Genomic DNA, 23154 nt, shown 5'->3' with positions numbered 1-23154 from the left:
GCCGGCCGTTCAAGCTGCCGCGCCGGCGATCGGGCCGGGCATATCCAATGGCTTCTGTTGCGTTTCGCTTTCCATCAAGGCGCTGTGCATCTCGGCGGCAATCGCGACCGGCCGCGCATCGAACGGAACGGCGAGAAGGCCGAGCCGCCGGCTCACTTCCCCCAGCATGACCGAGGACGTCATCCAGACGAGCAGCGGTGCGAAGACCAGCGGCAGCGCGACGGGCAGCAGCCAGTAGAACAGTTCCGGCACGTAATAGTGCGAAAAGGTGACGCCGGCGGCGCCCGTGAGGGCCATCCACCATGTGGCGCTGATTGCGGCGCCAAGGGGAAGGGACCCGTCGTCGCGGTCGGCCGTGGGCCAGCCGGAATCGGCCCCGATAAACACCTGCATCACCGAGCGGCAATGAAACATCATCAGGATGGGCGCGAGGATCGAGGTCAGGAGGATCTCGATCAGGAAGCTGAACACGAGCCGTGCGGGGCCGCCGAAGGCCTTGGCGTTGCCGCCCGCAAGGGTGCGGATCACCAGCAGAAGTTTCGGCAGGATCAGCAGAGCGACAAGACCGAAGAGCAGGGCGAGCGCCGTTGCCGTTTCCGGATGGGGAAACACGGGAAACGGCGAATAGCCATCGAAATAGACCGGCGGCGGCGCCACCAGCGGTGCGGTCAGGCTGGTCAGCAAAAACAGGAACCAGATCGGCGAGGCCAGATAGGCGAAGATCCCCTGCAGGATGGAGATCCGGCTCCAGAACTTCAGACGCGGGGCGGCCAGAATGCGGCTGTGCTGCAGGTTGCCCTGGCACCAGCGCCGGTCGCGTTTGGCGTAATCCACCATGTTGGCCGGAGCTTCTTCATAAGAGCCCGTCAGGTCCGGGTCGAGACGCACCTTCCAGCCGTCGCGCGCCAATAGCGCGGCTTCCACCGTGTCGTGGCTGAGGATATGTCCGCCGAAGGGCGGTTTGCCCTGCAGAGGTGCCATGCCGCAGGCCGCCGCGAAGGCCCTGGTGCGGATCAGGGCATTGTGTCCCCAGAATGTGCCTTCCTCGCCCTGCACGGCGGCGAGGCCACGGGCGAAATAGGGGCCGTAAAGGGACGTGGCGAACTGCAGCAGGCGGCCGTAAAGGGTTTTCAGGCCGATGATTTGCGGCAGCGATTGCAGCAGCCCGAGGCGCGGGTCGGCTTCCATGCGCCGGACCATCTCCAGGATGGTCTCTCCATCCATCAGACTGTCGGCGTCCAGCACCAGCATATATTCATAGGCGCCGCCGGACGTCTCAAGAAAATCGGCAATATTGCCAGCCTTGCGGCCGATGTTCTGCTCCCGGCGCCGGTAGAACAGCCGCCCGCCTGCCCGGTGCCGGATCAGCAGTTGCCGATAGGCGCACTGTTCCTTCAGGGCGACGTCGGATTTCGTCGTATCGGACAGGATGTAAAAGTCGAAACAGTCCGCTTCCGGCAGAGTGCCGACGGATTTCATTATGGCTGCGAGACGCGCGAAGACCGGGCCGGTGGCTTCATTGTAGATCGGCATCAGGATGGCGGTGCGGCCCTGGGGACGCCCGTCCGCCGCCGTTGCCGCGTCCGGAGGAAAGAGAATGCCGAAAAGCGCGATACAGCCGCCCCAGGCCAGCCAGAAGGCGGCAACGGCCATCAGGGCGATCCGCACCACGTCAAGCCGGTCGAAGCCGTCCGACTGAACAACCGTGGCGAACATGAAGGACGCCGCGGTCGTCAGGCAGACCGCGGCCAGGACCATGGCAACCCGGCGGCGGCCGGCAGAGCGGACCTTTGACCCGTCCGGCTGCATGTCAGCGGTTCCTTACGCGCGCCGGCGTCCGTTTCATCTGTGGCCGAACCATGTGCAGCGCCCGCTGCCAGCGGGCGGCGAGGGGCGCGAACCGCCGGGAAAGAGGCGGCTCAAGCTCATGAGCCGGCATATCGAGGCGGTGCAGGGGCGGCGGCACGATCATGGTGCGGATCACGCCCGCACGCTCTTCCGCCAGGCCTTTTCCGGCAAGGAACGCATCGGCCTCCAGCTCGGTTTCGGCACCGAAGCGGTGCTCGGCGAGGATTTGCCGCAGAACGTCGTCGGACAGGTCCGCACGCCGGAGTACGTGCCGGATTTCCTCGAAAAGGGATCCGTTGTCGCACGGATCCAAAAGCGGCTCGATGCCGGTTTTATCGTGCGAAATCATGAGTTCCCACTCCACTGATACATCCAGGTTTCCGTCTGGTCGGTTCCGTTGAGCTGCAGCGCCAGGGCGAACTCGACCGGAGTTTCGGCGGTCTTGCGTTCGACATCCACGACAGCCCGCCAGGAACCGCCTTCCAGGCGCTGAACAAAATGGTGTTTGACCGTGGCGTTTTGAACCGTGAGGCGCGGTTGCAGAGGTGCGTCGGCACCGAGGCCGGAAATCGCCTCGCCCGCGAACTCCACCACGAATTTGCGGAATTTGGAATCGGGGTCCGAGGCGGCCGCGCCGCCATGGCCCGTGCTGGTGCGCACGATCCGCGCCAGTTCGGTTCCCGGTTCCGGATTGGCGCCCCAGATCATCCGGTATGCGAACCGGTGTTCCGAGCCCGCTTTACCGCCGGCTTCCGGCACCCAGAGGGCGACGATATTGTCGTAGATCTCCTTGTCCGCCGGAATCTCCGCCAGCATCACATGCCCGCGGCCCCAGCCGTTGACTGGTTCGATCCACAAGGAAGGCCGGCGCTGGTATTTCGCTTCCGTGTCCTGGTAGTTGTCGAAGTCGCGGTCGCGCTGCAACAGGCCGAAGCCTGCCGGACTTTCCTCCTGGAAGAAGGAGAGCGCCAGCGCTTCCGGGTTGCGGATCGGCCGCCACAGCCGCTGGCCGTTGCGCCGCAGGATCAGCAGCCCGTCATTGTCGTGAACCTCCGGGCGGTAGTCGTCAAAGCCGGTGCGGTCGTTTTCGCCGAACAGGAACATGGAGGTCAAAGGCGCGATGCCCAGCCGTTCGACATCTTCGCGCAGGAAGATCCGCGCATCGACCTCAACCACGGTGTTAACGCCGGGCTTGATGGTGAACTGATAGGCGCCGGCGACGCTCTTGCTTTCCAGCTCCGCGTAAAGCCGCATCTCCGCGGCGCCCTCCGTGGGGCGCTCCAGATAGAACCTTGTGAACCTTGGAAACTCTTCTGGCCCGGAAATGGCTGTATCGATGGCCAGCCCGCGTGCGGACAGCCCGTACACATTGCCTTTTCCCAGCGCCCGGAAGTAGCTCGCTCCGAGAAACACGATGAGCTCGTCGAAGACGTCCGGGGTGTTGAGCGGATGATGCAGCCTGAAACCGGCGATGCCGGGAAGTTCCAGCTCCTTGAATTGTTCCGGATCGAGCGGCTCGCGGTATTCGAAATCGGCGCCGGTGAAGCGGATCGGGCGCGTTTCGTCTCCGGCGATTTCGAAAAGTTCCACCGGCTCCTTGTAAAGCCAGCCGGGATGAAACGCCTGAAGCCGATAGTTTCCCGCCGTGTCTTTCCAGACCGCACGGTCCGGCGAAAACCGGATGGCCCTGTGTCGGTCATAGTCGAGTTCGCTCAGGATTTCAGGCAGTTCCGGCGTTTCGGCATCGAAGGCTTTGGCGGCTTTCTCCTTCATGCGCCGGACCAGCGCCTCGAAGCTGAAGGGTATTCCGGGAGCAGTCCCGGCGCCTCCTTGTGCAGGTGCGGCATTTTCAGCCCGGGCAATATTGGATATGGCTCCGCCCGCGAGCGAGCCGGCCATCAGGGCCGTTGCTGACAAAAACTTGCGCCGATTGATCACAATGACCGATCACCTCTTTGAAACTAAAGCGTTCTTTTATGGACACGATTTCAATGAGCACACGCACTGGAGCGATTTTATGGACAAAAACGGACCAAAAAATGGTCTTTCTGTGCGCTGCAGCATCGCGTGCCGATCTCTTCTGATCGCAAACGCTCAAGTCGTCAATTGGTTTCATCGTTCGGCCAGAAAAATCAGCTGGGTGGTGTCTGCAGCTACAAGAGAGTGACCACAAAATCGCCGATCGCGAGAGCCGACGTCAGGCCCGGAGATTCGATGCCGTAGAGGGCAACGAGACCATTGCGGCCGTGGGCGCGCTGCCCGTCGATGCGGAAATCCTCGGCGGGTTCGCCGGGTCCGGAAATCTTGGGACGGAAGCCGCAATAATCCGGGATTAGCGAATTGTCCGGCAGACCGGGCCAGTAGCTGCGGATGGCCGCGTAGAATTTGTCGCCGCGCGCGGGGTCGACCTCATAGTCGATGTCCTCCACCCACTCCACATCGGGGCCGAAGCGGGCCTGATGCTGCAGATCCAGGGTGATGTGAACGCCGGAGCCGCCGGGTTCCGGCACCGGATACACCAGCCTGGAAAACGGTGCCTTGCCCTGAAGCTTGAAATAGTTACCCTTGGCCAGATAGGCCTTCGGAGCATTGGCGCCAGCGACGTCCTCCATCAGGCCCGGCGCGCCATGTCCCGCGGAAACGATGAGTTCCCGGCAGCTCAGGGAATAGGATCCGGTGTCGCCGGTGTCGACCATGAGCCTGTAGCCGTCCTCATACGGCTCGATCCGCATGACATTGCTGTTGAGAACAACCTGGCCGCCACGGTCCTCCAGAGCGCCCTGAAGGGCGAGCATGAAGCCATGACTGTCGATGATGCCGGTCGAGGGGGACCAGAGCGCGCCGCAGCAATCGAGCTCGGGTTCGATCTCCTGAAGCTTGTCGCGGTCGTAGAAGACCAGATCGTCCAGAGCGGTGTCGATAGCCTGCCTGTGCAGGCGCTGCAGTTCAGGCAGCTGCGCTTCGTCCGCGGCCACGATCAGCTTGCCGATCCGCTCATGTGCGATGCCGTTTTCGGCGCAGAACCGGTAGAGCTGTTGTTTGCCGGGAAGGCACAGTTTCGCCTTCAGGCTGCCGGGGGGGTAATAGATGCCGGCATGGATGACTTCGGAATTCCGGGCACTGGTTTCCGACCCGATCAGGCCGTGCCGCTCCAGCACTATGACCTCACGTCCGGACAGCGCCAGCGCCCGCGCACAGGCCAGCCCGACGGCTCCCGCGCCGATCACGATGGTTTCGATGTCATGCATGGGCGGGGTTTCCAGATGTCATGAACCGGCTATTCCTTTTCGAGCGCCGCCCCGGCCTTGCGCCGGGGCCTGCGGACAGACTCTGCGTAAAGGTCCCGGCTCAAGGCCGGGACGGCAGGGCGATTGCGGCTCAACCCCACCACTTTTCCGGCTCGAACGATCCGGCGGCGTCCTCAAGGACCTGTCCAACCTGAAACAGGGTGCTTTCGTCGAAGGGCTTGCCGATCAGCTGAAGGCCGAGGGGCAGGCCGTCCTTGTCGAGGCCGGCGGGTACGGAAATGCCCGGCAGGCCGGCCATGTTCACGGTAACGGTGAAGATGTCGTTCAGGTACATCCTGACCGGATCGGAATGCAGCTCCTGGTCGGCGACGCCGAAGGCCGCGGAAGGGGTTGCCGGGGTCAGGATCGCGTCGACACCGTTCTGCCAGGCAAGGTCGAAATCGCGCTTGATCAGCGTGCGAACCTTCTGGGCCTTCAGGTAATAGGCGTCGTAGTAACCGGCCGACAGCACGTATGTGCCGATCAGGATGCGGCGCTTGACTTCCTCGCCGAAACCCTCGGCGCGGGTGTTTTCGTACATTTCGAGGATGTCCTTGCCCGGCACGCGCAGACCGTAGCGGACGCCGTCATAGCGGGCAAGATTCGAGGAGGCTTCCGCGGGCGCGACGATGTAATACGCCGGCAGGGCGTATTTGGTGTGCGGCATGGAGATGTCGACGATTTCGGCCCCCGCATCCTTCAGCCACTGAATGCCCTTTTGCCAAAGCTCCTCGATTTCGCCGGGCATGCCGTCCATGCGGTATTCCGCCGGAATGCCAATCTTGAGGCCCTTCACGGATTTGCCGATGGCGGCCTCATAGTCCGGCACCTCGATATCGACTGAAGTCGTGTCCTTCGGATCGACGGAGGCCATGGACTTCAAAAGGATGGCGCTGTCGCGCACCGTGTGGGCGATCGGGCCGGCCTGATCGAGAGAGGAGGCGAAGGCGACGACGCCCCAGCGCGAGCAGCGGCCATAGGTCGGCTTGATGCCGACGGTGCCGGTAAATGCGGCCGGCTGGCGGATGGAACCGCCGGTGTCGGTCGCCGTCGCCCCCATGCACATGCGCGCGGCAACGGCGGTGGCGGACCCGCCCGAGGAACCGCCCGGAACCAGATCCTGGTTGGAGCCCTGCTTGCGCCAAGGATTGACCACCGGGCCATAATAGGAAGTCTCGTTGGAGGAACCCATGGCGAACTCGTCCATGTTCAGCTTGCCGAGCATGACGGCGCCGTCCGCCCACAGGTTGGACGTCACGGTGGAGTCGTAAGGCGGTTTGAAGCCGTCGAGAATATGGCTGCAGGCCTGGGTGTGGACGCCCTTGGTGGCGAACAGGTCCTTGATGCCGAGCGGAATACCTTCCAGCGCCCCGCCGTCGCCCTTGGCAAGTTTCGCGTCGGAGGCTTTTGCCATGTCGCGGGCCTTGTCGGCGGTGACCGTCACATAGGCGTTGAGGGAGGCGTTGGCGGCTTCAATGTTGCCGATGAATGCCTCGGTGAGCTCCAGGGACGTGTAGTCCTTGTTCTTCAGGCCGTCGCGGGCCTCGGCAATGGTGAGTTTGGTGAGATCGGTCATGACTTTGATCTTTCAGGCGGCCCTGAGCGGCCGTGTGTAAAAAACGGAATAGGGATTTTCGGGATAATCGAGCACCGGGCCGCACTCGGTGAAACCGGCCTGCTCATAGAGCCGCCGCGCGGCCTCATAGTTGTGTCCGGTTTCCAGCACGAGGTCCGTGAGGCCCTCCCTGGCCGCGAGCTCTGTCACATGATCGAGGATCCGGTGCGCCAGCCCAAGACCCCGGAACTGCGGGCGGGCATAGAAGCGCTTGAGTTCGCCGATACCATCCTCGTGCCGGTGCAGCGCACCGCAGGCCGCCGCCTGTCCCTCGATACGGGCGACGAAAACCGACGTTTCCGGTCCGGCCATGTCTTCAGCATTCATGGCGTAGTTGGCCTCTTCCGGCGTCAGAGAGCGGAGAATGGCGTTCAGTTCGCCGATCATGGCGCGCATGTCCTCGCTCAAGGGGCTCTCGACAGCAATGGTAGCGTGGCAGGAGGTGCTCATCCCGGCCTGTGCCCGATTATTCGACGACTTTCGGCACGATGAAGAAATTGTCTTCACTGGCCGGGGCGTTCGCGATGATGTCCCTGGCCTTGTTGCCGTCGGTGACACCGTCCGGACGTTTCTTCATGGTCTGCTCGACCACGGAGTTGAGTGGTTCGACACCGTCGATGTTCACTTCGTCCAGTTGCTCGACAAAGCCCAGGATGGCGTTCAGTTCGCCGGTCATGCGGGTGGCGTCCTCTTCACTCACCTTGATCCGGGCGAGATGGGCAACGCGTTTTACCGTGTCGGTATCTACTGACATGTTTTCCTCGTTGGGTTCGATCCGCGCCGGACCCGGCAAGATACCGGCGACATTGCGGTTGTCCCTGTGTTAGCGGGCCAGCGTCCTTCTATTCAAGCCTTCCTGCTTGCACTGGAATGCCAATATGCCTATTCCGGTACTGGCTGGAACCGGAATATTGATTGCATGAGCCCTTCACTGGAAACACACGCTATCGCGGCAGGACGTCCGCAGGAATTGCGGGTCACCTCGGCGCTTCTGGACGCAGCCCTCCGCGAACTTGCGCAAAACGGCTATGAACAGACCACCCTGGCGGCGATCGCCGCCAGGGCCGGGACCAGCAAGCAGGCGGTCTATCGGCGCTATGAGGGCAAGGCGGGCCTCATAGCGGCCGCCGTTGGGCAAGGCCTGCAAGTCGCCGGTCCCGCGGCTCCCCTGCGCGGCAGCGTTGCCGGGGATTTGCGGCAATGCCTTTCGGATATGGTGGCCGCCTTGCAGGAGACACCTCTCGGCGGAGCCGTCAGGGCCCTTGTCCCTTATCGCCATGTTCCGGAATTCGCGCCGGTGCTTGAGGAGGCGGAGACGGCCCGGCGGCTCGTGCTGCGGCAGATCTTCATCGCAACACCTTTCGAGGCGGACATGGAAACGCGGATCGATCTCCTCCTGGGCCTAGTCCATTTCCGCCTGCTGTTCGGGACCGCGAAAATCACGCAAAACGATATCGATACGGCGATTTATCTGGTGCTCGGCCTCGTCGCGCCGCGCGACCCGGTACCCCGGGACGGGCTCCCCGGGATCTGAACGCCCTGGGAGCTGGGGGCTCTGGCGATCACGGTTTCTCCCGACCGGTTGGCGGCCCTGTGATCAAGGGTGATTGGCGTTCCTTTGCCGGGGGGCACATCTTCCATTCGTTGCGGAGCGCGGAGCCAGCGCCCGAACCTGTTCATATTCACTACTGATGGAGATCCCGATGCCGCTCTACACCTCCAAATCCGTTCTCCTGGGACTGACGGCGCTGTTTTCCGCTGCCGCGTTCACTGCTTCAGCCGATGAAATCACCACGTTCACCAAGTCGGGCGCCGCCATCGGCGGCACGGATCCGGTCGCCTATTTCACCGAAGGCAAGCCGGTCGCCGGATCGGATGCCTTCACCGCGGACTATGACGATGTGACCTGGAAATTCGCCTCCGCCGAAAACCGCGATGCTTTCGTTGCGGACCCGGCGAAATACGCCCCGCAGTTCGGCGGCTTCTGCGCATTTGGCGCGGCAATGGGCTTCAAGGTTCCGGTGGTGCCTGAAGCCTGGTCTATCGTCGATGGCAAACTCTATCTCAACAATTCCCTGACGGTGCAGGACCGGTTCGAAGAGGACGTTCCCGGCCACATCGAGAACGCAACCTTGAACTGGGAAATCATCCGCGAGAAAAAGCCGGAAGACCTGAAGGAACCGATCATCCGCGACTGATGGCGTTCCGCCTGAAGAGCTGAACGCTCCAGATTTCCGCCGCCCCGGCTACTACCGCCGGGGCCAACTGCGAGTAACACATTTTGTTCCGGATCGTCGTTCGGCTCACGCTTCAATTGTCCGGAATGATGGTGAGGCTACGACCTTGTCATCAGGTTGATTTCAGCCCGTAGTTCTGAACCGCTCCCAGCACGCTTTCGATTTCGCTTTCCGAGAGGATGTGCGGTTTGCCGATGCTGCGGCTGAGGATATAGGCGCGGGCGAGCACTTCCAGTTCCTCCAGGCGCCAGAGTCCCTTTTCAAGGGTCTCGCCGGCAACCACGGCTCCGTGGTTTGCCATCAGGCAGCCATGCCGTCCGCGCATGGCGGCGACCACGTTGTTGGCGAGATCCTCGCTGCCGAACAGGGCATACCCGGCCAGCGGCACGGTGTTGCCGCCAAACAGCGCGATCATGTAGTGGCAGGCCGGGATTTCCTCCCGGTTGATGGACAGCGCCGTGCAATGCACCGGATGGGCGTGAACGATGGCGTTCATGTCCGGCTTCGCCCGCAGCAGCGCCAGGTGGAACTGCCATTCGGTGGACGGCGGCAGAGGTCCTTCCGGCTCTCCCTGCCCGTCAAGCGGCATGGACACCAGCATATCGGGCGTCATCCGGTCATAGGGGACGCCCGAGGGCGTGATGATCATCCTGCCGTCCGCACGAGCCGAGATGTTGCCCGATGTGCCCTGGTTGATCCCCCGGCGGTTCATGTCCCGACAGGCGTCGATGATGGCTTGCCTGAGGTCCGGCGTGTCCCGGTAGGGTGGTTTCAGCATGGTTTTACGCGAGCTCCAGCATTTCCGCCGCGGTTTGCGAGCAGGTGGCGACATGGGTGGCGTATCCGCCGCGAATGGCGGCCAGCATGGGTTTTGCCCGCTCGGGACCGGAGCCGACCAGCAGGCCCATGTCCTTGTTTTTCATCTGGTCGAGTGTGACGGCGATCATGCGGTTTTCGATCTCCCGCATGACAGGGTTGCCTTCGTGATCGATCAGCCGGCCGCAAATGACACCGATCGCGCCCTTTTCGGCGCAGGCATCCACTTCGGACCGGTCGAGCAGCCCTGCATGGACCACGTGGCTGCCGGCGGTGCAGGTGCCGCAGGCGAAGATGGTCTTGTTGCAGTCGGCGACGGCCTCGAGCTGCTCGCGGATCACCGGTTCCTGCTTGAGACGGTCGACGAGTTGTTTGTCCGAGAGCAGCAGCGGCACATGCAGGTTGACGCAGTGGGCACCGTAGCGGCGCGCCAGCGTGGCCGAGCAGGTTTCGGCGGCGAATCCAAGCGCGGCGGGCCGCGATCCGACAAGCTGCACGACGGTCAGCCCATCGATGGTGACACGGGGGGCTGCTTCCGCGACCCGGTAGACGGTCTCGCCCCATGCCACCCCGAGGCGGTCGCCCGGCTCCAGCAGGCTTGGCAGCCAGTCGGACACCACCCGGGTCACCCGGTCGAGCGACTGGTCCGCCCCGTCCGGGGAGGAAGGCACGACAATGGCGTCGCGAAGGCCGAACCGGTCCACGAGGGCACGGGCCAGTTGCTGGTCGCGGAAAATGTCGCTGTCGAGCGTGATCCGGACGTAGTCCCGTCGCCGCGCCTCGGACAGGTAATTGACCACCGTCGCGCGCGAGATGCCGAGCCGTTCGGCGATCTCGTTCTGGTTCATGCCGTCCTGATAGTAGCACCAGGTCACCTCGATGATCGCCTCGTCCTGGGACCGGGTGCGGGTGACGGTTTTCGCATCGCCCGACCGGGATGATCTGCCGGGGCCCGGCGTCATGCGCTCTTTTCGAGATTGGCGAGATCGGGAAACAGACCGGCAAGCCCCTCGGCGCTCGCTTCGCAAACACCGCGTTCGGTGATCAGACCGGTGACCAGATGGTTCGGCGTCACATCGAAGGCCGGATTGCCGCCAGGCGTGCCGGGCGGCGTCACCTGAACCTGGCCGATGGTGTCCTCCGCCGTCAGACCCTGAATATGCGTGACTTCGCGCTCGTTACGCTCCTCGATGGGGATTTCCACGACGCCGTTGTCCACCGTCCAGTCGATGGTCGGGGAGGGGAGGGCCACATAGAAGGGCACATCGTTTGCCCTGGCTGCCAGCGCCTTCAGATAGGTGCCGATCTTGTTGCACACGTCGCCTCTGCGGGTGGTGCGGTCCGTGCCGACGATGACCATGTCGACAAGGCCATGCTGCATCAGATGACCACCGGCATTGTCGGTGATGTAGGTGTGCGGGATACCGTGGCTGCCGAGTTCCCACGAGGTGAGCGCTCCCTGGTTCCTCGGACGGGTCTCATCAACCCAGACATGGATCGGGATGCCGGCATCGTGGGCGTGATACATCGGGCTTGTCGCCGTGCCCCAGTCGACGGTGGCGATCCAGCCGGCATTGCAATGGGTCAGCAGCCGGACGGGTTCGCCATCCTGCTTGGTCGCCGCGATCTTGCGGATGATCTCCAGGCCGTTGAGACCGATCCTTCGGTTGATCTCGACATCCTCGTCGGAAATCTCATGCGCCAGCTTCAGGGCGGTTGCGGCACGCTCGTCTTCGGGCAGGGTCTTCAGCCGGGTGCGGCAGCGGTTGAGCGCCCAACGCAGGTTGATCGCCGTCGGGCGGGTCTTGTCGAGATACTCGAAGGCTTCGTCCAGATGGGCGTCGGACGGATCGATCCGGGCGGCCAGCGCCATGCCGTAAGCGGCGGTCGCCCCGATCAGCGGCGCTCCGCGAACCCGCATTTCCACAATCGCATCGGCGAAATCCCGCAGAGTATCGACCTGCTGGATGCGGAAATCGTGCGGCAGCCAGCGCTGATCGATGATCTGCAGGGCGGACTGGTCCTCATCCCACCAAAGCGAGCGGTAATGTGTGCCGTTGACCTTCATAGGATGTCCTTTGCATTGAATTGGCGGGCGAGATCGAGAAGCGACGCTGTCGAGCCGAACTCCCCGGCGCGCAGAATGAGCTCCGCGCCCATGGCCAGGTTGCGGGCTTCGAGACGGCTTCTCACTTGGGTGTCCTCGATGTCCTCGAAATCGGCATTATGGGCGAGCGACAGCGTGCGGCGGTGCATCTCGATGCCGCAGAAGCCGAGCGCGTCGGTGCGGATGTCCGCCAGCAGGTCCTCGCAGATGCCACCGCTGGGCTGGCCCTGGTCCTCGAACAACGCGGCGGGATAGAGCATGCCAGTGCGTTCGTTCTCCCAGAGGGTCCTGAACTCGGTCTCGAAGGAGGCGAACACCTCGTCGATGATCGTGAGAATCCACTCCTGATACGGCTCCAGCCCGGCGGCGTCGCGATGCGCCGGCTGACTGAAATAAGCCATCAGGAAATTGGCGACGAGCATGCCGATATCGAAACCCATGGGTCCGTATTGAACGAATTCAGGGTCGATGATCTTGCTTTCGGTTTCCGTCGACATGATCGACCCGCTGTGCAGATCGCCATGGAGCATCGTTTCCGTGTTGGAAGCGAACTTCATGAACATGCGCTGCGCCCGCGCCTTCAGCTTCGGGTTCCCGCGCAGTTCGGCCACCACGGGATCCAGGTCCGGCGTGTGATGGTTCATCTTCGCGTCGTAATAGGGATCTGTGAAAACCAGCGCCTCGGTGATAGCCGGGATCTCGACATTGCCGGAAAACAGGCCGACGTCCTTCTTCTTGTCGGCGCTCTTCATGGAGAGCTCCGAGCCGCGGAACGCCGTGCGGGCGCAGAAGCGCCCCAGGAAGCCGCCGAGGCCCTCGACCATCTCACCGTCGATCAGCTTGCGGCGCAGGATCTTGTGGGGTGAAAGATACTCCATCACGATCAACGCCTGCACTTTGTCGAAATGGTAGATCTCCGGCACGGACCCCGGATCGCGCTCCGCCTGCCGGACAAGTGCGTGGTTTTCGTAATAGGCGCGATAGAGCGGCAGCGGCCAGCTGTCTCCGACCAGGCGCACATAGGGCAAGGCCTGCTTGACGACCACCGCGCCTTGCGGCCCTTCCACGATGAAAACCAGGTTCAGGTTGCCGTCGCCGACTTCTTTCACCGTCCATCGGGACGGATCGGATCCGACGCGCCCGGCAATCACGGGCACTGCCGACAGGCGGGTTCCAAGCTCTTCTGGGGTCAAGGGGCGATAGAGTTCAGGTGTGTCCATCTTGCTGTACTGTCCTCCCGATTTTCCCCGAATAAAAGTCAAGATTACACAAAAGTCAACTCAGTTGACAAATGGCTATTTTACGTGCTGTAACGATTGCAGCGAGAGAGGAGCTCGTCAAAAATTGGGAGGAAAGGTGAAAGACGTCACCTGCAAACTGAACGGTCTGGAGAAATCCTTCGGTCGCAATCACGTGCTGCGCGGCATCGATCTGGAATTGCGCGCAGGCGAGGTCACGGCCCTGATGGGAGCGAACGGCGCCGGCAAGTCGACGCTGGTCAAGATCCTGTGCGGCTACCATTTCGCGGATGCGGGCCGGATCGAGCTGGGCGGTGTGCCCTATGCGCCGGCAGATGCGGCCGACGCCATCTCCAAGGGCGTCGTCACGGTGCATCAGTCCATCGACGACGGTGTCATTCCCGATCTCGACGTTGCGACAAACCTGACCCTCGACCGGCTGACGGAACCGGGCGTCGGCCTGTTCGTCAACGATCGAAAGCTCCGCCGCCAGGCCCGCGCGGTCGCCGAAAGCATGGGGCTGACGATGGACGTGCGCACCCGTGTCGCGGATCTCGACGTCGCCGACCGTCAGATGATCGCGATCGCCCGGGCGATGGCAAGATCACCGAAACTGCTGATCCTCGACGAGCCGACATCGTCCCTGTCCGCTTCGGAGGCGGACCGTCTGTTCAACCTGATCGACAGGCTCAGAGCCGACGGTGTCGCCATCTTGTACATTTCACACCGCATGTCCGACATCCGCCGAGTGGCGGACCGGATCGTCTCCATGCGCGACGGCGCCATTTCAGGTGTCTTCGACACGGAGCCGCTCGATTATACCGGCGCGGTCAACGCCATGCTCGGCCATCAGATGACCGAAGTCGATATCGATCCGGTTGCCGGTGGCGAGTCCGTCCTCGATGCCAGGGAGCTGCGGCTTTTCAAGGACAGCCCGTCTATCAACTTCACGGCCCGGGAAGGTGAGGTCATTGCTTTCACAGGGCTTTTAGGCAGCGGCACCACTGAACTCGCCGAAGTTCTTTTCGGACTTGCCGAACCGGCGGAGGGCGTACTCCTTCTCGACGGCAAGGCGTACCGTCCGACGAGTGCGACGGAAGCCGTTGCCAGCGGCGTATTCATGTCGCCGAAGGACCGCAGCGTGAATGCGGTGATCGCGGATTTCGACATCGCCGACAACATGACGCTGCCCTTCCTGAAGGCTTTCAGCCGGTTCTCCTTCCTGAGCGAACGCGCTCAGCGGCGGGCCAGCAGGGACATGATCGACAGGATCGGCGTCAAATGCCAGAGCGAGCGGGACGGTATCGGCACGCTTTCGGGCGGCAATCAGCAGAAGGTCATGATTGGCCGCTGGCTGCTTGAAGACGCGCGCGTGCTCCTGCTCGACGAGCCGTTCCAGGGCGTGGATATCGGGGCCCGGCGGGATATCGGAAAGTATATCCGCCAGACAGCGGCCGGCCGAACCACACTCGTCTTCGTCGCGGAAATCGACGAAGCCCTCGAAATCGCGGACCGGATCATCGTTCTGAACGAAGCAATGATCGCCGGTGAATACGTCAACAGGGACGTGGACCTGAACCATCTGGTCGCGGCTGTGTCCGGCCCGGCCCGGATGCAGGCTTCAGGCCAACCGCTTCCCACGTCCCCAAACCAGGCAATGGCATGAATTCCAACGACACCTCCAGGTCCGCACTCGAGCTCGCCATCCGCTACGGCTTTATCGTGCTGCTGTGCGGGCTTGCCATTTTCTTCAGCATCTACGCCAGCGGCTTTGCCAGCGCCCGGTCGGCGGTGTTTATTTTCCAGTCGGTGGCCATCACCGGCATTCTGGCTCTTGGCGTGACCTGCACGCTGGTTGTCGGCGGCTTCGACCTGTCGATCGGCTCGGTCGCGACCTCCGCGCTCATGCTGTCCGCCTATACGATGGTGATCCTGGAACAGTCGGCGTTCGTGGCGGTTGTCGTGTGTCTTGCCATGGGCGCCCTTGTCGGGCTGATCAACGGGCTGCTGATCGTGAAGATGCGCGTTCCCGACCTTCTGGCCACCCTGGGGATGATGTTCCTTCTGATCGGCCTGCAGCGCATTCCGACCCAGGGCAATTCCATCGCCACCGGCATGAACCTGCCGGACGGGTCGGTTGCCGAAGGCACGTTTTCCGCGGCCTTCCTGTGGCTGGGGCGGCACCGGTTCGACCTCTTTCTGGATCGCCTGCTGCCGGTGCCCGTGGTCGTCTTCCTGCTGATCGCCCTGATCATCTGGCTGTTTCTCGGCTACACGCGCCATGGCCGGCTGATGTATGCCATCGGCTCCAACGAGCGGGCCGCCGGCCTGGTCGGCACAAATGTGCATCGCTACAAGATCGTCGCCTACATGATCTCCGGCATGCTTGCCTCGGTGGGCGGCATCCTGCTTGCGGCCCGGCTCGGCCGGGGCGACATCGCGTCGGGCAACAATCTTCTGCTCGATAGTGTGGCCGCTGCCCTGATCGGTTTCGCGGTTCTGGGCGCGGCGCGTCCGAACGCCTTCGGAACGGCGGCGGGCGCCCTTTTCGTCGGCATTCTTCTCCAGGGGCTCACCATGATGAACGCCCCTTATTACATGCAGGACTTCGTCAAGGGCGCCGTGCTTGTCGCCGCCCTTGTCTTTACGTTCTACCTGTCCTCGCGTCGCGGCGGCAGGAGAACAGCGTGACGCCGCAAAGGCGCCCGTTCGAAAAATGGGAGGATACACAATGTTGAGACGTGAATTCATGAAGCTCGCGGTTGCCGCCGGGCTGGGACTGTCCGGCAGCGGCGCCGCGCTCGCCGCCGACATGCCGGCTCCGTTCGACAAGCCCGAGGATGTGAAGATCGCGCTGGTGCGCTACCTGTCCACCGGTGACTTCTTCCAGTCGTATCTTTCAGGCGTCGAAAAACAGGCAGAAGCGCTCGGCGTGGACCTGCGCGTGCTGGACAGCAGGCAGGATGCCGCCCTTCAGGCCGATATGGTCGATCAGGCGATCGCGCTGGGCGTTGACGGCATCATCATCCAGCATGGGCTGACGGAATCCATGAAACCCGCCGCCCAGCGTGCGGTCGAGGCCGGAATCAAGGTCGTCGCCTTCGACGTCAACGTCGAAAACGATGCCATTCCCCAGGTCGAGCAGTCCGATTACCTTCTCGGCAAGCTGGCCCTTGAGCAGGCCATCAAGGACAATGGCGACAGCTTCACCGCAGGGTATGTCTATGTGCCGGGCATTGCTCCGCTCGACCGGCGCGACGTTGCCTGGAAGGAAGTCAAGGAAGCGAATGTCGGCATCAAGGAAGCGGCCATGTTCGGCACGCTCGACAACCCGATCGCCAATTCGGTGGCCAATCAGGCCCGATCCGTGCTGCAGGCCAACCCGACCATCACCGTCGTCTTCGCCCCCTATGACGAATTTGCCAAGGGCGTGAAGATCGCCGTCGACGAAGCCGGTCTCAGCCAGGACATCAAGATCTACTCCGCCGATGTTTCGACCGCGGATATTTCCGCCATGCGCGAACCGGACAGCGCCTGGGCCGCGACGGTCGCGACCAACCCCGCCGTTGTCGGCGAGGTGAGCGTTCGCACGCTCGCCCTGATGCTGGCAGGTGAAGACCCTGGCAAACAGGTCATCGTTCCGCCGACCCTGATCACGCAGGACTTCCTGAACGAACAGGACGTGAAGAACATGTCGGACCTCGGCGAGAAAATGCCGCAGTTCCAGCATGCGGATGTCTCCACCGCCGAATGGATCCCGCTGCCCAAGCGCTAACCCGCCCGCAGCCGTGAACGGCGGAAGCGGATGAGCAAAGAACCTTCGAAAGCCCGGCAGAGATGCCGGGCTTTTGCGGTTCAGGAGGTAGGAAAAGAAGAGTGGTGACGGACTGTCTTCAAATTCTCTGCGATGCAGGTCTTTAAATGCGTCCTCGCAAATGCTAAATCCTGAATAATATATTCAGCTTTAAGAGGTGCCCATTGGCCAGCCGTCCGAAACGCCGACCACGCTTTCTGAGCGTCAAGTCGACACACTACCTCAGCCCGAACCTGATCCGGGTCACTTTCGCGGGCCCGGAACTGGAAGGTTTTCCCTCCGGTCATGAAGGTGCCAACTGCAAGCTGGTGTTGCCACGCGACGGAGAAACCCGGCAGGATTTCGAAGCCTACTTCGAACCCGACGGGCCGGAGGAAAAGATCCATCCGGTGCGGACCTACACCGTGCGCGCCTTCCGCGCCGAAAGCCTCGAACTCGATATCGACTTTGTCGCGCATGGGGACAACGGCCCGGCGACGCGCTGGGCACAGCGCGCGGGTCCGGGGTCTTTTCTCGGCTTTTTGGGCCCAAGCCAACCGAAAATCACCGACTTCCACGCCGACTGGTACCTGTTGGCAGCAGATCTTTCCGCCATGCCTGTGGTGGAAGCGACGCTCGAGGCGATGCCTGCGGAAGCATGTGGGGTCACCGTCTTCGAGGTGCCCTCGGCTGATGACATCCGCGAGATAGCCGCACCTGCCGGAATAGAGCTGCACTGGCTTGTGCAGGCCGATGTTTCCAGGCCGTCGACGGCTCAATTTGATTTTGTGAAAGCGCTGCAATGGCCGTCCGGGACGGTTCAGACCTGCATTGCCGGCGAAAGCTCGGTCATTCGCGCGCTGCGCGACTACCTGCATAATGAACTGAATGTGCCGAAGAACGACACCTATATTTCCGGTTACTGGAAGATCGGGATGGTCGAGGACCAGCACCAGCAGATGAAACGCGAGGAAGCGGCTGCGGTCCAGGCTTAGGGTACGGACGCTAGAGTATGTACCCTGATCTCTGCGTCAGAAAAGCCCTTCATAGGCGTAGCGGGTCTTGGTTGTGGCTTCGGCGTCGAACCAGCCCGGCTGCTTCTGGAGCACGCGGAAGAGTTCGTTGGCGCGTCGGACCTGGTCGAGGTCGAACCGTTCCCTGGCCGGGTCCCATTCGAAATCGAAGGCGCATTCGGCGATCAGGGGCCAGTAATCCGTGTTGCCGGCGTACCAGAAACTCAAGCCAAGCTTGATCGGGTCTGCTTTCCTGAAATCGACCTTGCACAGCTTGCGGAAGATTTCGGCCGGCCGGAAGCCGTTGACGGTCAGCAGCTTTGTTTTTTCCGCCAGGCCCAGCCGCTTGAGAGCCGGGAAAATACCGGTGGCGTCATGTACCGTTGAAAGCTCCGGCTCCTTCTTGAACCGGATGGCGCTGGAGCGGGAAAACACGCTCCGGAAGGGCGGCATCAGGTCTTCCTCGAACTTCATCTCCGCCCGTCTGTCGTCGGTGGTCTCAACGGAGGCATCTTCGGCCAGGATCAGGTCAGGGGAGCGGAACTTGAGCGTCAGCTTGTAGTCGTCGTCGTCTTTCTCATGGCGCAGCCGCAGCGCATATCCGGCGCGGCGGAGTTCAAAATCCTGTGTGTCCAGATAGGTGGTGCGGCGCATCTCTTCCTTTTGCTGCCGCTTGATCTCGCCGCCGAGTTGTCCGGCGAGAAAATCGATCAGGTCCTGAAAGGCCTCGCTGCCGGCGTTGCGGTCCTGAAACCGGCCGGAATTCAGGATCAGCTTGTATTCGCGGGATGTGATGGTGTTCATCTGGCAGCCCCGTTCCGCAGTGATCCGGAGCAGAGTGCGGTTTGCCCGTTAAAAGGTCAATGAGGCACAGGCTTCTTGTCCAGATTGTGGTGCCGCGACATTAGCGGAATTCAGACTTCGCCCATCGCCTTGCGGAAGCGGTTGACGCTTTCGGCGAAGCCGTAAACCAGTGCGTCGGCGGTGAAGCCGTGGCCGATGGACATCTCCCGGATGAAGGGAGCGCGGGCAAGCAGCGCCGGGATGTTGTCGACCGTCAGGTCGTGCCCGGCATTGACGCCGAGGCCGCAGGCGCGGGCGGCCTCCGCCGCGGCGACAACCTTGTCGAGTTCCCGTGTGGCCCTGTCAGTGTCGTCGTAGCAGGCGCCATAGGGGCCGGTGTAGATCTCGATCCGCTCCGCACCCAGCCGGGCGGCATGTTCCGGCGCGGCGGGATCCGGGTCGCAGAAGAGAGACACCGTCACCGACCATTCCTTCGCTGCGGCGATGGCGGTTTCAAGCGCTGCGGTGTCCTTCAAGAAATCCCAGCCATGGTCGGAGGTGGTCTGCTCCGGATCGTCCGGCACAAACAGGACCTGCTCCGGCCGGGCCGCCTCGACCAGTTGCATGAAATCCGTGGTCGGAAAGCCTTCCAGGCACAGCTCCTTGTTCGGGAACCGGTCCTCGATCAGTTCGGACAGCTCGAAGACATCCGTCTTGCGGATGTGCCGCTCGTCCGGACGCGGGTGGACGGTAATTCCTTTCGCGCCTGCTTCCATGGCAATCGCGGCAAGTCCGGTGACGCTCGGCCAGGGCAGGTCGCGGCGATTGCGCAACATGGCGACGGCATTGACGTTGACGGAGAGGCGGGAAACAGCGGCCATTGTCGGAAATCCGGATGAAATTGTTGCCAGTCCGCTTTAAGCGTCTGGATCATTCCTGCAAGATTATTTTGAAAGCCATTGATGTCAAACGGGGAATTGTCTCTAGGGACAATGTTTCCGGTCCTGAGCCTTATCCGATTCGCTGCCTGGCCAGCCATTGTGTTGGCGTCATGCCCAGTTCGCCGCGAAACGCCTTGCGCAGCGACGGGGCATCGGCAAAACCGCTTCTGGCCGCGATGCGCTCGAGTCCCTTTTCGCCGCGCAGCAGGATATCCTGGGCACGGGCGATCCTGGCACGGCGCAGCCAGCCCCCCAGGCTTCCGCCGGTGCGCGCGCGTATATGCCTGCTCAGGCTGCGGCGGCTGACCCTGGCGCGCGAAGCCAGCTCGTCGAGTGACGGATTTTGAGAGGGATCGGCCCACAGCTGTTCAAGGATATCCGCAACACGGCGCTCCGCCGACGTGGCCGGGGCAGGCCGTTCGATCAGCTGCGGTTGTTCGCCGCTCCGTTGCGGCGCGACGACAAGATGGCGGGCAACGCGGTTGGCCTCGGCAACGCCGGACAGGCGGGCAAGCAGATGCAGACAGCAATCGAGCCCGGCCGCGATACCCGCCGAGGTAACCACCTGGCCGTCGTCGACATATATCGCCTCCGGATTGATTTGGACCGCCAGGTAACGCGCGCCGAGTTCCGCGACCCGAGCCCAGTGGGTCGTTGCGCGCCGCCCGTCAAGAAGTCCGGCCTCCGCCAGCCCGAAGGCGCCAAGGCACAGGCCGGCGACGAGGGCGTTGCGCTCATGGGCCGAACGGAGTTGCCGCACGATGGCGGGCGAGACCGGTTCCGCGCTATCGCGCCATCCGGGAAGGATGACGACATCCGCCTGGCTGGCGGCCGCAAGCGGATGGGCGGTTTCGATGACGAGGCCGCTCGACGCCGAGATCCGGTTGCTTTCACCGCACACCATCACGTCGTGGCCGCTGGCGAGAAAGGGTTCGCCGAAAACAGCAAGCGGTGTCGAGAGCATGAAGGGGCTGATGCCCTGATAGGCGATGATGGCGATGCGCATTGGCCCAATTTAGTCCGAACATGTCCTTCGGGCCACTGAAAAACACCGGATCGAGGCAGTAGAGCGGAGGGACAGCAAAAGGAGTTACACAGATGCGCCGTGCCCTTCTCGTGATCGATATCCAGAATGCCTATTTTGAGGGGGGTGCCCTGCCGCTGTATCAGGCCGAGGAGGTGGAGACGCGCATCGTTGCCGCGATCGCCCAGGCTCGAAAAGCCGGGGAGCGCGTCGTTCTGGTGCAGCATGTCTCGAACGCACCGACGGGACTGTTCGCAGACGGCGCAAGCGGAACCGCGATCCGGCCGGTGATCCTGGCGGCTGCCGGTGAGGCGCCCGTGGTGGTCAAGCAGGTGGCCGATGCCTTTCAGGACACGGATCTGGCCGGATATCTGGAAGGGGTGACCGAGCTGCTGATCTGCGGAATGATGACGCAGAATTGCGTGGTGTTCACGGCAATGTCTCGTTCGGCCGAAGCATTCGACGTTACCGTCATAGGCGACCTGTGTGCCGCGCCCACCGAGGCCGTGCACAAGATTGCGTTGAACGCGCTGGCCTCGAAATTGCGGGTCGCGGCTTCGGGCGATATCTGGCGTTAAATCTTTCTGGCCCTATACATCCTGGGGCATCTGCATGGCGGTCGCAGCCGTTCGCGCGTAATGGGCCGGCGGCTGGCCGACGCGGCGGGAAAAGGCGACGCTGAAGGCGCTCGTCGAACCGTAACCGACCTTTTCCGCAATTTCTGCAATGCTGTTCTGGCGCGTTCTTAGCATGTGTTTGGCCAGCGTTATCCGCCAGTTCTGCAGGTAGTCCATCGGCGGCATGCCCACGATCCGGTTGAACCGCGTGAAAAAGGCGGAGCGGGAGAGGCCAGCTTCCCGCGCCAGGTCGGCGACACTCCATAAGTGTCCCGGCGCCGCATGCATGGCGCGCAGCGTGCTCGAAAGCCTGTCGTCCGCCAGTCCGCGCAGGAGACCGGGGGTAGCCTCGGTGTCGGCGCCCGAGCGTAGCGCCTCGATCATCAGAACCTGCAGCAGGTGTTCCAGAACCATATCCCGCGCGGGGCGATCCGCCCGGGCTTCGTCCCGGATCAGCCCCGCAAGATCTCCGAGCCGTTTTTCTCCCCGCACGACAATCATATCGGGCAGTAGCGAGACGAGAAGCCCGGCATCGGGCGAACCGAAGCTGCAATGACCTATGAGAAGCTGTTCTCCGGCCGGTCCCTCGGGATGTCCCAACCTTACACTTCCATCGTTGCGCATATGCCGCTGGCTCTCCAATCCGGGCAGAGGAGCGGGGTCAACGCTCGACATGGTGTAGGCCTGGGTTGCCGGAATCAGAACGAAATCGCCTTCCTTCAGATCGAGTGGCGGCTTGCCGTCGACCTCGAGGCGCGCCCGGCCCGAAAGAAGCAGGCAGTAATAGACCAGCCCGACTTCGGTTCGCCGCGCCCGCCAGGGAGCGGCCGCATCGACCAGTTTGGAGGAGGGCGCGCGCGGTCGCAGCAGGGCGATGATTTCGGATAGGGGATCAGACATTTCGGACTTTTGCTAAATCATCACGGATTTCTGATTATAGAAAGTACGATCTGTCTTGTCGATAGTGCGGTCTTCCACGAACAGGAGAACGCTTCATGAAAACCGTGATGATCACCGGATGTTCCTCGGGCTTCGGTTTGGAAACCGCCCGGCATTTCCTCGGCGAGGGCTGGTCCGTCGTTGCCACGATGCGCAATCCGCGTGAGGGCCTTCTTGGCGCATCGGACCGTTTGCGTGTGTTGCCGCTCGATGTGACCGACAGTGGCTCGATTGCCCGTGCGGTCGAGACGGCCGGACCCGTCGATGCTTTGGTCAACAATGCCGGGATCGGATGGATGGGGCCGCTTGAGGGCACGCCGCCGGATACGATCCGCACCATTTTCGAGACGAATACATTCGGCACGATGGAGATGATCCGGGCCGTCCTGCCGCAGTTCCGCGCGCGCGGGGCCGGAACGATCGTCAATGTCTCCTCCAGCACCACGTTGAAGCCGCTGCAGCTTTTGTCGGTCTATACGGCCAGCAAGGCCGCGCTGAATGCCTTCACCGAATGCCTGGCGCTCGAGTTGGAACCTTTCGGCATCCGCACAAGGCTGGTCCTTCCCGGCCGGGCGCCGGGTACCAGCTTCGGGGCAAATGCGAAGGTTCTGATGACGGAGGCGGGCGGCATTCCCGAAGCCTACCGCGCTCAGGCGGAACAGGTTTTCGCCGCCGCGGCTGCTGCCGCGAACGCGGACATCACCCATGCCGAGGATGTCGTCGCAGCAATCTGGCGGGCGATGATCGACCCCGACTGCCCGATGAGCCAGACCGCAGGCGCGGACGCAAACGCTCTGGCGGCCTGATGGCCGGTGCCTCGGGGCACGGACCTCCGGCTGGAGGCGGCCGGGGATTAGAAAATCTGTTGTATTAAGGGATGAGCAGGCTCAGGGCAG

General features: G+C 62.7%; 23 protein-coding genes. 9 read left to right on the top strand and 14 right to left on the bottom strand.

Features of this window, described 5'->3' with window-relative positions; translation table 11 throughout:
- Positions 1 to 9: 9 nt before the first annotated feature.
- Positions 10 to 1809: a glucans biosynthesis glucosyltransferase MdoH gene (mdoH, locus tag CLV41_RS22390; protein ID WP_103224706.1), complete on the bottom strand. Its 1800-nt coding sequence runs from the start codon at positions 1807 to 1809 to the stop codon at positions 10 to 12.
- Between the two features lie 118 nt (positions 1810 to 1927).
- Here mdoH and CLV41_RS28020 point away from each other — a divergent pair, with 118 nt between their 5' ends.
- Positions 1928 to 2215, top strand: a complete 288-nt coding sequence (locus CLV41_RS28020) for a hypothetical protein (protein ID WP_208987675.1) — start codon at positions 1928 to 1930, stop codon at positions 2213 to 2215.
- Here the strand turns inward: CLV41_RS28020 and CLV41_RS22380 are convergent.
- From CLV41_RS22380 to gatC, 5 genes are all read right to left on the bottom strand, one after another.
- Complete coding sequence (locus CLV41_RS22380; RefSeq protein WP_235867223.1) at positions 2194 to 3765, bottom strand: glucan biosynthesis protein; 1572 nt, start codon at positions 3763 to 3765, stop codon at positions 2194 to 2196. The genes CLV41_RS28020 and CLV41_RS22380 overlap by 22 nt on opposite strands.
- A gap of 236 nt (positions 3766 to 4001) precedes the next feature.
- Complete coding sequence (locus tag CLV41_RS22375; protein WP_103224704.1) at positions 4002 to 5096, bottom strand: NAD(P)/FAD-dependent oxidoreductase; 1095 nt, start codon at positions 5094 to 5096, stop codon at positions 4002 to 4004.
- Between the two features lie 130 nt (positions 5097 to 5226).
- Positions 5227 to 6711 carry an Asp-tRNA(Asn)/Glu-tRNA(Gln) amidotransferase subunit GatA gene (gene gatA / locus CLV41_RS22370; RefSeq protein WP_103224703.1) on the bottom strand — a complete coding sequence of 495 codons (1485 nt, stop codon included), beginning with the start codon at positions 6709 to 6711 and terminating at the stop codon, positions 5227 to 5229.
- 12 nt (positions 6712 to 6723) lie between these two features.
- The gene (locus CLV41_RS22365; RefSeq protein WP_103224702.1) at positions 6724 to 7200 is read right to left on the bottom strand and encodes a GNAT family N-acetyltransferase; all 477 of its coding nucleotides are present in this window, start codon (positions 7198 to 7200) and stop codon (positions 6724 to 6726) included.
- Positions 7201 to 7216: 16 nt separating this feature from the next.
- On the bottom strand, positions 7217 to 7504 hold the full coding sequence (gatC, locus tag CLV41_RS22360; RefSeq protein WP_103224787.1) for an Asp-tRNA(Asn)/Glu-tRNA(Gln) amidotransferase subunit GatC: 288 nt from the start codon (positions 7502 to 7504) through the stop codon (positions 7217 to 7219).
- Positions 7505 to 7669: 165 nt separating this feature from the next.
- Here gatC and CLV41_RS22355 point away from each other — a divergent pair, with 165 nt between their 5' ends.
- Both CLV41_RS22355 and CLV41_RS22350 read left to right on the top strand, forming a co-directional pair.
- Positions 7670 to 8284 (top strand): TetR/AcrR family transcriptional regulator, encoded by a 615-nt coding sequence (locus CLV41_RS22355; protein WP_103224701.1) that lies wholly within the window; start codon positions 7670 to 7672, stop codon positions 8282 to 8284.
- A gap of 169 nt (positions 8285 to 8453) precedes the next feature.
- On the top strand, positions 8454 to 8948 hold the full coding sequence (locus tag CLV41_RS22350; RefSeq protein ID WP_103224700.1) for a YHS domain-containing (seleno)protein: 495 nt from the start codon (positions 8454 to 8456) through the stop codon (positions 8946 to 8948).
- Positions 8949 to 9099: 151 nt separating this feature from the next.
- On the opposite strand, the gene CLV41_RS22345 is transcribed toward CLV41_RS22350, so the two are convergent.
- The 4 genes from CLV41_RS22345 to mtnK are packed head-to-tail and all read right to left on the bottom strand — an operon-like array spanning position 9100 to position 13130.
- Positions 9100 to 9765 (bottom strand): class II aldolase/adducin family protein, encoded by a 666-nt coding sequence (locus tag CLV41_RS22345; RefSeq protein ID WP_103224699.1) that lies wholly within the window; start codon positions 9763 to 9765, stop codon positions 9100 to 9102.
- Positions 9766 to 9769: 4 nt separating this feature from the next.
- Positions 9770 to 10765: a sugar-binding transcriptional regulator gene (locus tag CLV41_RS22340; RefSeq protein WP_103224698.1), complete on the bottom strand. Its 996-nt coding sequence runs from the start codon at positions 10763 to 10765 to the stop codon at positions 9770 to 9772.
- The gene (gene mtnA, locus CLV41_RS22335) at positions 10762 to 11871 is read right to left on the bottom strand and encodes an S-methyl-5-thioribose-1-phosphate isomerase (protein WP_103224697.1); all 1110 of its coding nucleotides are present in this window, start codon (positions 11869 to 11871) and stop codon (positions 10762 to 10764) included. Before mtnA ends, CLV41_RS22340 begins: the two co-directional genes overlap by 4 nt.
- Positions 11868 to 13130, bottom strand: coding sequence for an S-methyl-5-thioribose kinase (gene mtnK, locus CLV41_RS22330; RefSeq protein ID WP_103224696.1), 1263 nt, complete (start codon positions 13128 to 13130; stop codon positions 11868 to 11870). Before mtnK ends, mtnA begins: the two co-directional genes overlap by 4 nt.
- Positions 13131 to 13266: 136 nt before the next feature.
- On the opposite strand from mtnK, the gene CLV41_RS22325 reads away from it, so the two are divergent.
- The 4 genes from CLV41_RS22325 (at position 13267) to CLV41_RS22310 (ending at position 17936) form a co-directional block, all read left to right on the top strand.
- A complete protein-coding gene (locus tag CLV41_RS22325; protein WP_208987674.1) occupies positions 13267 to 14814 on the top strand; it encodes a sugar ABC transporter ATP-binding protein in 1548 nt (515 codons plus the stop codon).
- Complete coding sequence (locus tag CLV41_RS22320; protein WP_103224695.1) at positions 14811 to 15839, top strand: ABC transporter permease; 1029 nt, start codon at positions 14811 to 14813, stop codon at positions 15837 to 15839. The genes CLV41_RS22325 and CLV41_RS22320 overlap by 4 nt, the downstream gene beginning before the upstream one ends.
- Before the next feature lie 58 nt (positions 15840 to 15897).
- A complete protein-coding gene (locus CLV41_RS22315) occupies positions 15898 to 16923 on the top strand; it encodes a substrate-binding domain-containing protein (RefSeq protein WP_235867229.1) in 1026 nt (341 codons plus the stop codon).
- 203 nt (positions 16924 to 17126) lie between these two features.
- Positions 17127 to 17936, top strand: a complete 810-nt coding sequence (locus tag CLV41_RS22310) for a siderophore-interacting protein (RefSeq protein WP_103224693.1) — start codon at positions 17127 to 17129, stop codon at positions 17934 to 17936.
- A gap of 36 nt (positions 17937 to 17972) precedes the next feature.
- Here the strand turns inward: CLV41_RS22310 and CLV41_RS22305 are convergent, their stop codons facing one another.
- From CLV41_RS22305 to CLV41_RS22295, 3 genes are all read right to left on the bottom strand, one after another.
- Positions 17973 to 18758: a CYTH domain-containing protein gene (locus tag CLV41_RS22305; RefSeq protein ID WP_103224692.1), complete on the bottom strand. Its 786-nt coding sequence runs from the start codon at positions 18756 to 18758 to the stop codon at positions 17973 to 17975.
- Positions 18759 to 18868: 110 nt separating this feature from the next.
- Positions 18869 to 19618: a pyridoxine 5'-phosphate synthase gene (locus tag CLV41_RS22300; protein WP_103224691.1), complete on the bottom strand. Its 750-nt coding sequence runs from the start codon at positions 19616 to 19618 to the stop codon at positions 18869 to 18871.
- 130 nt (positions 19619 to 19748) lie between these two features.
- Entirely contained in the window at positions 19749 to 20684 is a 936-nt protein-coding gene (locus tag CLV41_RS22295; protein WP_103224690.1) for a GlxA family transcriptional regulator, read from the bottom strand.
- A gap of 92 nt (positions 20685 to 20776) precedes the next feature.
- On the opposite strand from CLV41_RS22295, the gene CLV41_RS22290 reads away from it, so the two are divergent.
- Positions 20777 to 21280 carry an isochorismatase family protein gene (locus CLV41_RS22290; RefSeq protein WP_103224689.1) on the top strand — a complete coding sequence of 168 codons (504 nt, stop codon included), beginning with the start codon at positions 20777 to 20779 and terminating at the stop codon, positions 21278 to 21280.
- A 12-nt stretch (positions 21281 to 21292) separates the two neighbouring features.
- On the opposite strand, the gene CLV41_RS22285 is transcribed toward CLV41_RS22290, so the two are convergent.
- Positions 21293 to 22219 carry an AraC family transcriptional regulator gene (locus CLV41_RS22285; protein ID WP_103224688.1) on the bottom strand — a complete coding sequence of 309 codons (927 nt, stop codon included), beginning with the start codon at positions 22217 to 22219 and terminating at the stop codon, positions 21293 to 21295.
- A gap of 95 nt (positions 22220 to 22314) precedes the next feature.
- Here CLV41_RS22285 and CLV41_RS22280 point away from each other — a divergent pair, with 95 nt between their 5' ends.
- Positions 22315 to 23064, top strand: coding sequence for an SDR family oxidoreductase (locus CLV41_RS22280; RefSeq protein WP_103224687.1), 750 nt, complete (start codon positions 22315 to 22317; stop codon positions 23062 to 23064).
- Positions 23065 to 23154 lie beyond the last annotated feature (90 nt).

It is taken from the genome of Roseibium marinum, from assembly GCF_002906165.1.
GTDB classification, from domain to species: domain Bacteria; phylum Pseudomonadota; class Alphaproteobacteria; order Rhizobiales; family Stappiaceae; genus Roseibium; species Roseibium marinum.
The sequence above is the reverse complement of the archived record's forward strand: the minus strand, read 5'-3'. Positions and strand labels throughout refer to the sequence as shown.